The following is a 14155-nucleotide window of genomic DNA, read 5'->3' on the forward strand; positions in this document are numbered from 1 at the left end:
GGCGCTTGCTCCGAGGGCACGCGAGAGGGGTTAGGCCGCCAGGTCGTCGCCGCGTTGCGCCCTGGCTCGCTTGTTGCGTCGCCAGCCCCGCACCGCGGCGATCGCCGTCTTCAGCCCACGACGGCGGCCAGTCGTCGGATCGGTGCCAAGCAGCGCCGGCTCAATCTCGTCGAATATCCGCTCGCTGCGCGTCTCCGGGGCATTGTCGGCGGTGTCGCGCAGGTAGCGGTCCGGCAACGACAGCTTCGCGATGGTCCGCCACGTCTTGGCGTACTGAACCAAAAACGGACCGGTCGTATACGGCAGGTCGTACTTGTCGCAGAGTGCGCGCACTCGCACCGAAATCTCGGCGAGCCGGTTGCTGGGCAGATCGGGGTAGAGGTGGTGCTCAATCTGATGGCACAGGTTGCCGCTCATGAACCGCATCACCGGACCGGCATTGAAGTTGGCGCTGCCCAACATCTGGCGCAGGTACCACTGGCCCTTGGTCTCACCATTCATGTCGGTGGTGGTGAACTTCTCGGCCCCGTCGGGGAAATGCCCGCAGAAGATCACCGCATTGGACCACACGTTGCGGATCAGGTTTGCCGAGATGTTGGCGGTAAGCGTCGACCGGAACGTCGCCCCAGGCGACAGCGCGGTCAGCGCCGGGAATGCGACGTAGTCCTTGAATACCTGGCGACCGGCCTTGGCCAAGAACTCGTCGACACGTTGCCGAGCCTCCTCGTGGTCCATCCGGTGCTTGACGATCTTGCCGATCTCCACGTGCTGCAAGCCAACACCCCACTCGAACAGCAGGGCCAGGAGCGTGTTGTAAACCAGGTTGAACAGGTTGAAACGTTTCCAAGGCTGATCCCGGGTCACGCGCAGCAGCCCGTAGCCGACGTCGTCGTCCATGCCCAGGATGTTGGCGTACTTGTGGTGAACGTAGTTGTGGGTGTACCGCCAGTGCTTTGCCGCGCCGGTCATGTCCCACTCCCACGTCGAAGAGTGGATCTCCGGGTCGTTCATCCAGTCCCACTGGCCGTGCATGACGTTGTGGCCGATCTCCATGTTCTCGACGATCTTGGCCACGGCGAGTGTGGCGGCGCCGGCCCACCAGGCGGACCGCCGCGAACTGGCCGCCAGGAGCACCCGTCCGGCCACCTCCAGCGCGCGCTGGGCGGCGATGGTGCGACGGATGTAACGGGCGTCCCGCTCGCCACGAGAGTCTTCGATGTCCTGGCGGATGGCGTCTAGTTCGATGGTCAGGTTTTCGATGTCCGCATCGGTCAGATGCGCGAATACGTCGACATCAGTGACTGCCACGAGTTGTCCTCTCTGTCGTACGTACGCTGACCTACGCTAGCGTAACCTACGAAATCGTAGGTTACCTGTGAGTAGCCTTTAGATTTCCAGTACACAATCGCCGGAAGCAGCCGAAATGCAGGTCTGCACGCGGGTGCCCGGTTCGTGTTCGACGCCGGTACGCAGGTCACGGACGTGCCCGTCAAGCAGGTTGACCACGCACGACTGACAGATACCCATCCGGCACCCGAACGGCATCTGCACACCGATCCGCTCGCCGGCGTCCATCAGCGAGGTGGCGGCATCGGCGTCGGTGCTCTTCCCGCTTTTGGCGAACGTGATCCGCCCACCCGCTCCGGCCGGTGCGGCACGCGACACCGCGAAGCGCTCGAGGTGCAGCCTTTCGGTGAGACCCGCCTCCGACCAGACACGTTCGGCGGCGTTGAGCATGGCCTCGGGTCCACAGGCCCAGGTCTGCCGATCCCGCCAATCGGGCACCTCGCCCTCGAGCCGGCTCAGGTCGAGGCGGCCCTGGCTGCGCGTGGTACGGAGCCGAAACTGGTATCCGGCGTGGTCGCGGGCAAGCTGGTCAAGCTCGGGGCCGAACATCACGTCCGCTGCCGTGGGCGCCGAATGCAGGTGGATGACGTCGGTGATCTGGTCGCGCTGGACCAGCGTACGAAGCATCGACATCACCGGGGTAACGCCCGAGCCGGCCGTGATGAACAGGACAGTCGGCGGTGCCGGATCGGGCAGCACGAAGTTGCCCTGCGGCGCGGCCAACCGCACGATCGTCCCCGGCGCGACACCCGCCACCAAGTGGGTGGACAAAAAGCCCTCCGGCATCGCCTTCACCGTGATAGTGACGGTGCGCGCGTGCGAAATCGGGCTCGAGGTAAGCGAATACGACCGCCAACGCCAGCGACCGTCGACCAGCAAGCCGATCCCGATGTACTGGCCGGGCTGATAGTCGAAGCTAAATCCCCACCCCGGCTTGATCACCAACGTCGCGGAGTCGTGGGTTTCCCGGCGGACCTCCACGATGCGGCCGCGCAGTTCGCGGGCCGACCACAGCGGATTGATCAGATGCAGGTAGTCGTCGGGCAGCAGCGGAGTGGTGATCCGAGCCGCCAGTTTGCGCAGCGCGTGTCTGCCCGGATGCCGGTAGGTACGGCGAACCGTCGGCCGGGGGGTGTCGACGACCTCGGCGGGCGGCCGGGAGATCTTTCTGCTCATTAGAACCTACGCTACCGTAACCTACGGTCGCGTATTCAGCTAGAGCAGGTCGAGCAGGAAAGGCAGCTCCTGGGTGGCGTACCAGGCCAGATCATGGTCTTGCGCATCGCCGACCGTCAGTTCGGCATCCTCGTCACCGAGATCGGCCGCATCGATCACCGCGATCGCCGCCTTCACATCCGGCTCGGCGGCGGCATTGTCGACGAACGCGGCGACCACGTCGTCGAGGCCCACCGGAGCGTCGAGCCGAACCACGGCGTCGTCGAGGTCCGGCCGCAGTGCCACGTCATTCACGTCCGCAACCAGCACGGCACGGCGTGGGGGCAGGTCCCCGGCCGCGGTGGACAACAAGCGCAGCGAAGCCAGCGCCGCGTCGCGCAGCGCGACCTCGGCGAGCTCGTCGTCGTCGCCTTCCGCGTAGGCCTCACGCAACGCCGGCGTCACGGCGAACGCGGTGCCGTTGATCGGCGATATCGACCCGTCGCTCACGAGTCGCTGAAGCATGGCCAGGGTCGCCGGAATATATACCCGCATCACATCATCCGGTTAGTCGCGAGCACGCATCAATCTACCCACATGGTCGTCGACATAGGTCGACAGCTCCCGGGGCGGGCGCCGGTAATTGCCACTGACTTCCGGGTGTGCCGGCAGCTTGACTTTCGGTGTCGCCACTTCGCGATAGTCGATCGTGGACAGCAAGTGCGCCATCATGTTGAGCCGCGCGTGCTTTTTGACATCCGATTCAACGATGTACCACGGGCTCGCGGGGACGTCGGTGTGCACCATCATCTCGTCCCTTGCGCGCGAATAGTCCTCCCAACGGTACAGCGACTGCAGGTCCATTGGGCTCAATTTCCATTGCCGCGCAGGATCATTGCGCCGCGCTCGGAACCGGCGCAACTGCTCCTCGGGAGAGACGGAGAACCAATACTTGCGTAACAACATTCCATCATCGATGAGCAGCTGCTCGAAGATCGGAGTTTGCCGCAGGAACAACGCGTGCTCCTGCGGGGTGCAGAAACCCATCACCTTCTCGACGCCCGCGCGGTTATACCAGGAGCGGTCGAACAGTACGATCTCGCCCTTGGCGGGCAGATGCGCAATGTAGCGTTGGTAATACCATTGACCGCGTTCACGTTCGGTGGGGGTAGGCAGCGCGGCGATGCGGACAACGCGCGGGTTGAGATATTCGGTGATCCGTTTGATGGTGCCGCCTTTACCCGCCCCGTCCCGGCCTTCAAAGATCACCACGATGCGTGCGCCGGAATCCCGCACCCACTCCTGCAGTTTGACGAATTCGGTTTGCAGCCGGAACAATTCCGCTTCATAGACAGCAGCGGGAATCTTGCGGTGCTGCGGCCGATCAGTGGTGGCTTTGCTCACTCACGGATGGTAATGCTTTTGCACGAACTACTGTGCGGCTTCGACCAGCTCGCCGAGGGATTCTGCGAGCAGCGCCGGGAACACGTCCACATCACTCATCGCATCTCGGTCAGCGTTGATGCCGAAATACAGCATCCCGTTGTAGGACGTCACCGCGATGGCCAGCACTTGCTTGTTCAGCAGCGGGGGGATGGCATAGGTTTCCAGCAGCTTGGCACCGGCGATATACATCTGCGTCTGGGCGCCGGGTGCGTTGGTGATCAACAGGTTGAACATCCGTCCCGCATAACCGGGCAGGCTGGTGGCGACCCGGATACCCATGGCATGCAGGGTCGGCGGTGCGAAACCCGACAAGGTCACGATGTTGCGGGCATCGCCCAGGCCGGCTGCGGTCGGGGTCGATTCGGTGGCATGGGCAATCTGAGACAGCCGGACGACGGCGTTGCCCTCGCCCACCGGCAAATCGATCAAAAACGGCGCCACCTCGCTGGTGGTCCGACCCAAACCGCCTGCATCGAACGATTCGTCGACGTACACCGACAGCGGCGCCATCGCTCGTACCGTCGCGGTGGGAGCCACCGCCTCGCCGCGAGACAGCAGCCAATTGCGCAGTGCGCCAGTGATTACCGCCAACACCACGTCGTTGACGTCACAGTCGTAGCGGGCTCGCACCATCCGGTAGTCCTCGAGGCGCCCACGCGCGACTGTGAATCGCCGGTGGCGCGACACCGTGGTGTTGAGCGGACTGCTGGGTGCTCTGCCCCGCGCGAACGTGCGCGCCACGTCGAACAGACGCCGCCCGAGATCGACCACCTGCCCGGAATTGGTAGCCAGTTCGGTGATTCCGGCCCCGACGGCCTGTAGCTGCGCGCGAGGTCGGGTCGCCCACTCGCCAATCGCGCCCAGCACCAGCCGTGCCGTGCCGGGTTCGCGGGCCGGTACCCAGATGTCTTCCGGAAACTCCGGCGGGTGGCGGGTCCGGTCAGCGATCACGTGGCCGATAGCCAGCGCCGTCACGCCGTTGACCAGTGCCTGATGCGATTTGCTGTAGATCGCGATGCGGTTCCTGGCCAGCCCTTCGATCAGGTACATCTCCCACAATGGCCGGGACTTGTCCAGCGGCCGGGCAGCCAGCCGGGCGATCAGCTCGTGTAACTGCTCATCGCTGCCCGGCGACGGCAGCGCCGAACGCCGGACGTGGTAGGTGATGTCGAAGTCGCGGTCGTCGATCCACACCGGCCTGGCCAGGTTCATGGTCACTTCCCGAACCTTCTGCCGATAGCGCGGTACCTGTGGGAGCCGCTGCTCGACAGCGTCCAGCAGCGTCTCGTAGCTCAACCCGGCGCGCGGCCGGCGCAGGATGAAAAGCATCCCGGTTGACATCGGGGTGGCCGTGTTCACCAGCCGATAAAACGACGCGTCCGATGTGGACAGCCGGGTCACGTAGCTTCTCCCTTTCAGCCCTTGGTAATTCACCGATCTTGTCGCTCACGGTACCGTCGCATGCGGCACCGCACAGCCGCGGAGACGCGCACGCGGCGATTGTGCGATGATGCTCACACGCGGCCGATCGCGTGTCCGACGTGCGGGGCCGCCGCAACAGAACCGTCTGCCCACTCTCCAGCAGGCCTGCTTTGCGACCACTGGAGGGTGCCGTGACCGTCAGTCCCGTATCAGCCGAGCCCGAAGCGTTCGCGGTCAGGCCCGTCGTCGACTACGAACCGGCGCCGCAGGATGTGACCCGTTGTCGCCAGCTCTCCGCCACCGCATTGCGACGGCCCACCACGCATTCGCCTCAACACGGTGCCGGCCACCGGCCGAGTCCACGCCAGGTGCCCAGCATGTCACCGTGGATGCGGCAGGCGGCGATCTTCGCCGACGCCGCGATACGCCGGGTGCTGGAGGTGATGGACCGCCGTCGCCCGGCATCACAACTACAGGGCTTGCTGGCCGTCGGTCTCGCCGACTCGGTGCTGGCCGCCCACCGGGTGGCGGCCAGTCGGCTTGTGGCCGACGGTGGCGCGGCGGTGTTGCGCCGCCTGCGGCTGCAGCCGATCCGAGCGGGTGAGCGGGCCGCGGCCGAGGTTTTCGGCACCTACAGCCGGGGGCGGCGCGTCCACGCCATCGCCTGCCGCGTCGAGCTGGGCGTACCTCCCGCCTGCGGCGGCACACCCGAGAGTCGTTGGCAGGTGGTGGCTCTGCATATTGGTTGAGGCGGCTAAGCCGTCGCGCGGGCGGGCAGCGAGCCGCCGGTGAATCGTGTCAGCACCGGGCCCACGATCGCCACGACGAACACGTAGGTCGTCGCCAGCGCGGCAAGTCCGGTGATCGATGAGCCGACCAGGCCGATGATGATCAGCGAGAACTCGGCCCTGGCGATCAACGTGGTGCCGGCGCGCAACTGTCCGCGCCGCGCCACCCCGTCGCGACGGGCGGCGTATATGCCGGTGGCGACCTTGGTCACCGAGGAGACAACGGCCAGCACGATAGCCACCGAAAGCATCGGCAGCAGCTGGTGCGGGTCGACCGATACTCCGATGCCGAGAAAAAAGATTGCGGCGAACAGGTCGCGCAGCGGCACCAGCACCTTGCGGGCGCGATCGGCGGTGTGCCCGGTCAAGCTGAGACCGACCAGGAACGCACCCACGGCCGCCGACGCATGCACATGCTCGGCCAGCGCGGCCACAATCAGCGTGATGCCCAAGACCCGCAGCAGCAGCTGCTCGTTGTCGGGATGCTCCACCAGCCGGCCGACATGATGACCCCAGCGATACGACGCCAGGAACGCCACCCAGAACACGACGATCGCCACGGCCATGCCGCCCAGCGCCAGACCCCAGCTGCCACCGGACGCCAGCACCGCGAACAACGGAAGATAAGCGGCCATGGCGAAGTCCTCGAGGACAAGCACGGCAAGCACGGACGGGGTTTCCCGGTTACCCAGCCGGTGTAGGTCTTCGAGCAGCCGGGCGATCAGACCCGACGACGACACGTAGGTGACGCCGGCCAACGCGAGGATGCCGACAATATTGAGGCCGAGCAGCCAGCCGGCGATGGCGCCGGGGATGGTGTTCAAAACAAGATCGACCGCGGCCGACGGCAAGTGATGGCGAAGGCTGCTGGCGAATTCGGGGGCGGAGAACTCCAGACCGAGGGTGAGCAGCAGCAGCACGACGCCGATCGGCGCGCCCGTGCTGATGAATTCTCGGGCTGCAGACACTTGAGCGACCCCGCCGGTGCCCAGCGCCAGGCCTGCCAGCAGGTATACCGGGATCGGCGAGAGCGCGTAGCGGCGGGCGATCGCCCCGAGGAGCGCAAGCGTGGTCAGCACGGCGCCGAGTTGCAAAAGCATCGGCACCGAAACTTGCACTGGCTCAGCCCTTGTCGACGATCTCTTCGACTCCGGCGATCCCCTTCTCAGTGCCGATCACCACAAGCACATCGTGCGCGCGCAGAATGTCGGCCGGTCCCGGCGACGGAAGCACCTCGTCGTTGCGCACGATCGCCACGATCGAGGCCCCGGTACGGGTTCGGGCGTGGGTGTCGCCGAGCGGGCGGTCTACGTACGGGCTGCTCGGCGGGATTCCGACTTGGGCGGTGTCGATGCCGAGCACCTCGCGGGTCAACTCGGTGAACCGTTCGGCGATCCGCGGCGCGCCCAAAATCTGGGCCACCCCGTCGGCTTCTTCGTCGGTGAAATGCAAGACCGGCTGCCCGCGATCCGGATCCTCTCGTTCGTACCGGACGATCTCGAAGTCGCCGCCGCGCCGCGCGATGATGCCGACCCGATCACCATCGTGGGTGGTGAATTCGTAGCGCACGCCGATGCTGGGCAGCAGCACCTCTTTGACGTCCATGGCGTTATCGGCGCCGCATCGATTTGGCTGATTTCGCTTGGCGGCGCGCGGCTTCTCGTCGTTCGCGCCGACTACCGCCGGGAGCCCGGTGCGCGCCGCCACCGTTGCGCTGCACCTGTTCCGAGCCGTCCTCGGCGGGCCCGGAGTAAGTCAGTGCGCGAGAGTCGGTTTCAATGCCTTTGGCGCGCAGTGCGTTTGGAGCGGCGTGCCGCGCACTGGACGCACCGGCCGCGACCCGTTGCTGCGCGCCGGCCGCCGCAGCAGTGGCGAATTCGGCCAGGTCCTCGGGTTCGGCCACCGGGGCCACCTCGGGGGTGGGCACGGCCTCGACGACGACGTTGAACAGGAACCCGACCGACTCCTCCTTCAAGCCGTCGAGCATCGCCATGAACATGTCGTAGCCCTCCCGCTGATATTCGACCAACGGATCGCGTTGGGCCATCGCGCGTAAGCCGATGCCCTCCTTGAGGTAATCCATCTCGTAGAGGTGCTCACGCCATTTGCGGTCGATGACATTGAGCAGCACGTTGCGTTCCAGCTGACGCATCGCGCCCTCACCGGCGAGCTTCTCGATTTCGGCTTCGCGTTCGGCGTAAGCACGTTCGGCGTCTTTGATCAACGCGTCGAGCAGCTCCTCGCGGGTCAGTTCACCGGGCTCACCGACCGCGTCAGGGTCGAACAAATCCTTGTGGTCGATGCCGACCGGGTACAGCGTTTTCAGCGCCTCCCACAACTTGTCCAAGTCCCAATCTTCGGCGTAGCCCTCGGCCGTGGCGCCGTCGACGTAGGCGGTGATGACGTCGACGAGCATGTCGTGGGCCTGCTGCTGCAGGTTCTCGCCCTCCAGGATGCGCCGGCGCTCTTCGTAGATGACCTTGCGCTGCTGGTTCATCACCTCGTCGTATTTGAGGACGTTCTTGCGGATCTCGAAGTTTTGCTGTTCGACCTGCGTCTGCGCGCTCTTGATCGCCCGGGTCACCATCTTGGCTTCGATCGGCACGTCGTCGGGCAGGTTCAGCCGGGTGAGCAGCGACTCGAGCGCGGCACCGTTGAAGCGACGCATCAGCTCGTCGCCCAGTGACAGGTAGAAGCGGGACTCGCCGGGGTCGCCCTGCCGGCCGGAGCGGCCGCGCAGCTGATTGTCGATGCGTCGGGATTCGTGGCGCTCGGTGCCCAGCACGTAGAGGCCGCCGGCCTCGATGACTTCCTTGGCCTCCTTGGCGGCCTCAGCCTTGACCTGGGGCAGCACCTCATGCCACGCGGCCTCGTACTCTTCGGGGGTTTCCACCGGGTCCAGGCCCTGCTCGCGCAGCCGCTTGTCGGTGAGGAAGTCGACGTTGCCGCCCAGCACAATGTCGGTACCACGGCCGGCCATGTTGGTGGCAACAGTCACCGCACCGCGCCGGCCGGCCTCGGCGATGATGCCGGCCTCCTGCTCGTGGTATTTGGCGTTGAGCACGTTGTGCGGGATGCGACGCTTGGTCAGCAGCCGCGACAGGTACTCAGATTTCTCGACGCTGGTGGTGCCGATCAGCACCGGCTGGCCCCGCTCGTAGCGCTCAGCGATGTCGTCGACGACCGCGAGGTACTTGGCTTCCTCGGTCTTGTAGATCAGGTCGGACTGGTCGGCGCGGATCATCGGCTTGTTGGTCGGGATGCTGACCACGCCGAGCTTGTAGATCTCGTGCAGCTCGGCCGCCTCGGTTTGGGCGGTGCCGGTCATGCCGGCGAGCTTCTCGTAGAGCCGGAAGTAGTTCTGCAGCGTGATGGTGGCCAGCGTCTGGTTTTCGGCCTTGATCTCGACATGCTCTTTGGCCTCGATGGCCTGGTGCATGCCCTCGTTGTAACGGCGGCCGTAGAGCACACGACCGGTGAACTCGTCGACGATGAGCACCTCGCCGTCACGGACGATGTAGTCCTTGTCGCGCTGAAACAGCTCCTTGGCTTTCAGCGCGTTGTTGAGGTAGCTGACAAGCGGCGAGTTGGCGGCCTCGTAGAGGTTGTCGATGCCGAGTTGGTCTTCGACGAACTCCACACCCAGCTCGTGGACGCCGACGGTGCGTTTGCGCAGGTCGACTTCGTAGTGGACGTCCTTTTCCATCAGCGGCGCCAGGCGCGCGAATTCGGTGTACCAGTTCGAGCTGCCGTCGGCAGGCCCAGAAATGATCAGCGGGGTGCGCGCCTCGTCGATCAGGATCGAGTCGACCTCGTCGACGATGGCGTACTTGTGGCCGCGCTGGACGCACTCTTCCAGCGAGTGGGCCATGTTGTCGCGCAGGTAGTCGAACCCGAACTCGTTGTTGGTGCCGTAGGTGATGTCGGCGTTGTAGGCGATCCGCCGCTCGTCGGGCGTCATCTGGGCGAGGATCACCCCGACCTCCAAGCCCAGGAAGCGGTGCACCCGGCCCATCCACTCGCTGTCGCGTTTGGCCAGGTAGTCGTTGACGGTGACGATGTGTACGCCCTCGCCGCCGATGCCGTTGAGGTAGGCCGGTAACACCGACGTCAACGTCTTACCTTCACCGGTCTTCATCTCGGCGACGTTGCCGAAGTGCAGCGCAGCACCACCCATCACCTGCACGTCGAACGGGCGCTGGTCAAGCACCCGCCACGCGGCTTCCCGGGCCACAGCAAACGCCTCGGGCAGCAGGTCATCGAGGCTTTCGCCGTCGGCGTGCCGCTTCTTGAACTCGTCGGTCTTGGCGCGCAGCTCGGCGTCGGTGAGATTTTCGACGTCCTCGGACAAGGTGTTGACATAGTCGGCCACCCTCTTGAGGCGCTTGACCATGCGACCTTCGCCAAGGCGCAGCAACTTACTCAGCACAGCGTTGTCCCTTATGGGTTAGGAGTCTTCGGCGACCCCCATCCTAAGTGACGTCGAGTTCCTGGCCCGTCTGTCGCGTCAGGCGAGCCGGATCAACCCATAGTCGTAGGCGTGGCGCCGATAGACCACGCTGGGCTTGTCGGTCTCCTTGTCATGGAACAGAAAGAAGTCGTGGCCGACGAGCTCCATCTGCGAGAGCGCGTCATCGACGGTCATCGGGGTGGCCGGGTGCTCCTTGATGCGCACGATGCGGCCGGGCTCGTGGTAGCCGTCGGTTTCGGCTGCCGGCTCAGCGTTTGTGGTCGTCGGTGCCGGTGGCGGCACCGCCGCGGTGGCCGCGGCCAGCGAGACAGGTGTCTTGTCGCCGTAGTGGACCTTGCGCCGGTCCTTGACTCGGCGCAGCCGGTTTTCCAGTTTGTCGACCGCCGCCTCGAATGCGGCGTAGAAGCTGTTGGCGCAGGCCTCGCCGCGGACCACCGGACCGCGGCCACGCGCGGTGATCTCGACATGCTGGCAGGACTTGCGTTGGCGACGGTTACGTTCGTGATCGAGTTCAACGTCGAACAAGTAGATGGTCCGGTCGAACCGTTCTAGACGAGCGAGTTTCTGCGAGACGTAAACGCGGTAGTGGTCGGGAATTTCGACATTGCGGCCTTTGACGACGACCTCGGCGCGCGGCCTCGGCTCGTCGAGCTCGTCGGTGTCCGCCAGAACTTGGCCGGAATCTACAGTTTGCCTTGACATTCTGGACAACTCGTTTCTCTCGCGTCGCACGCGCCAGGCGTGCCCGGCTTTCAGATGTACACGCCGACGGGGTTCGCATAACGCCCTATCCGCCCGCCGGTGCAAGGTGTCGAGAAATCACCTCCTACCGTCGTCGGTGTCGTGGCGCCTACCGTTCGGGCGCCGCCGTGAGGCGTTGATGGGTGCTTGGTCCCGACGGTAGCCGTGGCCTGGTTGTTGTGCCAGTACTTTCTGTTGCGAGTTCTTCACGATCGGCTCACGCGGCCGCCACGGTGAGCACGGAGGCGACCTCGATGCCAGCTATGTGCAGGACGCGTACCGACTCACGCACGGTGGCCCCGGTAGTGACGATGTCGTCAACCAGCAGGACCTCGGTGCCCGCGGGCGGCCGCTTGATCAGCTGCACCCGGCCGACGATGTTGCGTTCCCGTTCGGCGGTGCCCAGCCCGGCCGAGTCGCGGGCCAGCGCCGTTATTTTGAGGGCCTGGACGACGGCGATGCCGGGGTGGTTCTTGCCGGCGGCTTTGGCCATCCGGGTGACCGGGTCGCCGCCGCGTTTGCGGGCCGCCGCACGGCGAGTCGGGGCCGGGACGATGGTCATCGGGACGTCGAGCAGACCCCAGGTGAGCATCCGGTGGATGCCAACGGCCAGTGCGCGGGCAAGAGGTTGGATCAGATCGGTGCGGCCCCGGTCTTTCATGTTCACGATCGCCGTCCGGCGCGCGCCGGCGTAGCGGCCGAGGGCGAGCACCGGAACCCCCGGGTCGACGCGCGGGGTCACGACGTGTGGCTGGTCGGGGTTCACCGCCAGCTCCTGCGCGCAGGTCGCGCACCAGCGGGTCGACGGCGCTCCACAGCCGCCGCATTCCAGGGGCAGGATGAGGTCGAGCATGGGGCCAGTGTGGCGGGCGGGGGTGACACGAGGTGGCGAGGAAACCGCCCCCAACCCTCACTGCCCCAACAGGCGTTGCTTCTGCTCGTTGTATTCCTCGTCGGTGATGAGGCCGCGGTCGCGAAGTTCCGCGAATTCACGTATCTCGGCGGCGATTCCGGTGACCGGATTATCCGATGGCTCCTGCGGTGGCTTCGCCTGTTTTCGGGACGCCGGGTCGCCAGTCTCCTGCCCGCCCCGCTTGACCGCGCCGGCCAGGGCGCTTCCCCCCATGCCCGCCAGCGCCATCTCACTGAACGCGGTTCCCGCACTACCCGCGGGCGCCGCTGCGGCGCTCGCGGTCAGCGTGGGCACGGTATAGGCCAAGCTGCGGACCTCGGGAGCGTTCGCGGCCCAGCTCATCGGCACCGAGAGTCTGCCGACCGAGACTGCCTCGCCGGTCGTCGCCGACGTCGACGGCAGGGAACCCGGAACATAGCCCTCCGGTCTGGAGGGAGTTAAGGGCGAAAACAGCTCGACCGCACGCAGGATGTCGTACTGCACGAACGCCAGCTGGTTCTGCTCCTTGAGGATCAGCCGGGTGCTTTCACCCGCAGACGCCCACGCCCCTGCCGACAGCGCGATACCGACATCCGATATTGAGAAGCCGGCCACCGCCAGGGCATTCAATCCCAGCAAGTCGAACACCGTCGGAACCTCCTGCGCCGGTAGCGGACCCGTTGCCGCCGCGGCCTGCGAGGCCTCGTTCATGTTCATCAATTGCGAGATCGCCTGCTGTACCCCGGCATTCGCCGAGGTGCCGGCGTCGTTACCCACCGCGGCTGCTTGCTCGGACTGTCCGGCCGGGTTGGTGGTTTGTGGCGGAGAAACGAACTGCGGCAATTGGGTAGCCTGCGCCGAGGACATCGCATAGCCGTTCATCGCGACGGCGTCCTGCACCCACATTTCGGCGTACTGCGCCTCGACGGCCGCGATCGCCGCGGTGTTCTGCCCCAAGATGTTGGTGGCCACCAACATCACCAACTGCGCACGGTTGGCGGCGACCACCGATGGAGGCACCGTCATGGCGAACGCAGCCTCGTACCCCGCAGCGGCCGCGTTTGCTTGAGCTGCGGTTTGCTCCGCCTGGGCTGCAGTAGCCTCCAGCCACGACACGTAAGTGGAGATGCTGGCAGCCATCGCCTGCGACGACGGTCCTAGCCACGACTCGCCGACCAGCCGCGAAACCAGCGACTCATAGGCCGTCGCCGTGGAGTGCAGATCAGCGGCCAAGCCATCCCACGCCGCGCCCGCCGCGAGCAACGGCCCCGATCCGGGACCGGAATACATTCTGGTCGAGTTGATTTCCGGTGGCAGCGCGGCGAAATACATTTCTCAACCACCGTCTTCGGCTGTGGCCGTCAATATTTCCGACTGTGCGATCGACAACCGCATGGGCGCCTCCCTCGGCGTGAGTGGCCCGGCCCGAAGAATCAGTCTGTACTACTTCTCGCTTGTCGCGCGGAGTTTTCGCAGGTTAGGCGCTGATTGCGGAACAGCCGGACCGCGCGAGGCTGCCCCTTCGGCGCGCCCTTAAGTGTTGACACGACGCGATTCGTCGTCGCGGTGGCCATCGTATGAATGGCGTCCTTGGCCGTCCTGCGGCAAATCGTCGCCGGTTACCCCTATACCGGGGTCCCACGATTGGTACCTGGCTGCTGCAAGAGTAGATCATCGTGTTCATGGCGACGACAGGCTTCGACAAAATTAATTGCGGCTTCCTTGTCATCTAGGAAAACACGATACTGTTCGGGAGAGATTTCATAATACTCTTCGTAGTCGACGATGCCGTTACTGACGGGTATCGATGCGTAGTAGCGGCCGGACGTCGTTTCGACGCCTAGTGAGTATCGGTCTTCCCTGGAAAAGAAAGTATCGTCGAACTTCATGAGC

Annotated in this window: 13 protein-coding genes; 1 reads left to right on the forward strand and 12 read right to left on the reverse strand. The window is 65.2% G+C overall.

Annotated features, from left to right (window positions below; genetic code table 11):
* Positions 1 to 30 precede the first annotated feature (30 nt).
* The 5 genes from MSP7336_RS23175 to MSP7336_RS23195 all read right to left on the reverse strand — a co-directional run bounded on the left by MSP7336_RS23175 (position 31) and on the right by MSP7336_RS23195 (position 5349).
* On the reverse strand, positions 31 to 1308 hold the full coding sequence (locus MSP7336_RS23175; RefSeq protein ID WP_069396583.1) for a fatty acid desaturase family protein: 1278 nt from the start codon (positions 1306 to 1308) through the stop codon (positions 31 to 33).
* Positions 1309 to 1386: 78 nt separating this feature from the next.
* Positions 1387 to 2523, reverse strand: a complete 1137-nt coding sequence (locus tag MSP7336_RS23180; protein WP_069396584.1) for a ferredoxin reductase — start codon at positions 2521 to 2523, stop codon at positions 1387 to 1389.
* 39 nt (positions 2524 to 2562) lie between these two features.
* Positions 2563 to 3057 carry a DUF6912 family protein gene (locus tag MSP7336_RS23185; RefSeq protein ID WP_069396585.1) on the reverse strand — a complete coding sequence of 165 codons (495 nt, stop codon included), beginning with the start codon at positions 3055 to 3057 and terminating at the stop codon, positions 2563 to 2565.
* A gap of 12 nt (positions 3058 to 3069) precedes the next feature.
* The gene (gene ppk2 / locus MSP7336_RS23190) at positions 3070 to 3906 is read right to left on the reverse strand and encodes a polyphosphate kinase 2 (protein ID WP_113964691.1); all 837 of its coding nucleotides are present in this window, start codon (positions 3904 to 3906) and stop codon (positions 3070 to 3072) included.
* Positions 3907 to 3933: 27 nt separating this feature from the next.
* Positions 3934 to 5349: a WS/DGAT/MGAT family O-acyltransferase gene (locus MSP7336_RS23195; protein WP_113964692.1), complete on the reverse strand. Its 1416-nt coding sequence runs from the start codon at positions 5347 to 5349 to the stop codon at positions 3934 to 3936.
* A 212-nt stretch (positions 5350 to 5561) separates the two neighbouring features.
* On the opposite strand from MSP7336_RS23195, the gene MSP7336_RS23200 reads away from it, so the two are divergent.
* Entirely contained in the window at positions 5562 to 6119 is a 558-nt protein-coding gene (locus MSP7336_RS23200) for an Rv3235 family protein (protein ID WP_069396588.1), read from the forward strand.
* A gap of 5 nt (positions 6120 to 6124) precedes the next feature.
* On the opposite strand, the gene MSP7336_RS23205 is transcribed toward MSP7336_RS23200, so the two are convergent.
* The 7 genes from MSP7336_RS23205 to MSP7336_RS23235 form a co-directional block, all read right to left on the reverse strand.
* Positions 6125 to 7258, reverse strand: a complete 1134-nt coding sequence (locus tag MSP7336_RS23205; protein ID WP_276002966.1) for a cation:proton antiporter — start codon at positions 7256 to 7258, stop codon at positions 6125 to 6127.
* Positions 7259 to 7280: 22 nt separating this feature from the next.
* Positions 7281 to 7763 carry a cation:proton antiporter regulatory subunit gene (locus tag MSP7336_RS23210; RefSeq protein ID WP_113964693.1) on the reverse strand — a complete coding sequence of 161 codons (483 nt, stop codon included), beginning with the start codon at positions 7761 to 7763 and terminating at the stop codon, positions 7281 to 7283.
* Between the two features lie 4 nt (positions 7764 to 7767).
* Positions 7768 to 10587 carry a preprotein translocase subunit SecA gene (gene secA, locus MSP7336_RS23215; protein WP_069396591.1) on the reverse strand — a complete coding sequence of 940 codons (2820 nt, stop codon included), beginning with the start codon at positions 10585 to 10587 and terminating at the stop codon, positions 7768 to 7770.
* A 78-nt stretch (positions 10588 to 10665) separates the two neighbouring features.
* Entirely contained in the window at positions 10666 to 11331 is a 666-nt protein-coding gene (gene hpf / locus MSP7336_RS23220; protein WP_069396592.1) for a ribosome hibernation-promoting factor, HPF/YfiA family, read from the reverse strand.
* Between the two features lie 256 nt (positions 11332 to 11587).
* Positions 11588 to 12223: a ComF family protein gene (locus MSP7336_RS23225; RefSeq protein ID WP_069396593.1), complete on the reverse strand. Its 636-nt coding sequence runs from the start codon at positions 12221 to 12223 to the stop codon at positions 11588 to 11590.
* Between the two features lie 57 nt (positions 12224 to 12280).
* Positions 12281 to 13594 carry a PPE family protein, SVP subgroup gene (locus MSP7336_RS23230; RefSeq protein ID WP_113964694.1) on the reverse strand — a complete coding sequence of 438 codons (1314 nt, stop codon included), beginning with the start codon at positions 13592 to 13594 and terminating at the stop codon, positions 12281 to 12283.
* Positions 13595 to 13887: 293 nt separating this feature from the next.
* Complete coding sequence (locus MSP7336_RS23235) at positions 13888 to 14151, reverse strand: hypothetical protein (protein WP_069398258.1); 264 nt, start codon at positions 14149 to 14151, stop codon at positions 13888 to 13890.
* Positions 14152 to 14155 lie beyond the last annotated feature (4 nt).

Source organism: Mycobacterium shimoidei, assembly GCF_900417275.1.
Lineage (GTDB): Bacteria > Actinomycetota > Actinomycetes > Mycobacteriales > Mycobacteriaceae > Mycobacterium > Mycobacterium shimoidei.

Bases quoted from the DNA above. Each gene is read 5' to 3' on its own strand.
- MSP7336_RS23180 (WP_069396584.1), bottom strand. From the start codon at position 2,523: ATGAGCAGAAAGATCTCCCGGCCGCCCGCCGAGGTCGTCGACACCCCC.
- MSP7336_RS23185 (WP_069396585.1), bottom strand. From the start codon at position 3,057: ATGCGGGTATATATTCCGGCGACCCTGGCCATGCTTCAGCGACTCGTG.
- MSP7336_RS23205 (WP_276002966.1), bottom strand. From the start codon at position 7,258: ATGCTTTTGCAACTCGGCGCCGTGCTGACCACGCTTGCGCTCCTCGGG.
- MSP7336_RS23210 (WP_113964693.1), bottom strand. From the start codon at position 7,763: ATGGACGTCAAAGAGGTGCTGCTGCCCAGCATCGGCGTGCGCTACGAA.
- hpf (WP_069396592.1), bottom strand. From the start codon at position 11,331: ATGTCAAGGCAAACTGTAGATTCCGGCCAAGTTCTGGCGGACACCGAC.
- MSP7336_RS23225 (WP_069396593.1), bottom strand. From the start codon at position 12,223: ATGCTCGACCTCATCCTGCCCCTGGAATGCGGCGGCTGTGGAGCGCCG.
- MSP7336_RS23230 (WP_113964694.1), bottom strand. From the start codon at position 13,594: ATGTATTTCGCCGCGCTGCCACCGGAAATCAACTCGACCAGAATGTAT.
- MSP7336_RS23235 (WP_069398258.1), bottom strand. From the start codon at position 14,151: ATGAAGTTCGACGATACTTTCTTTTCCAGGGAAGACCGATACTCACTA.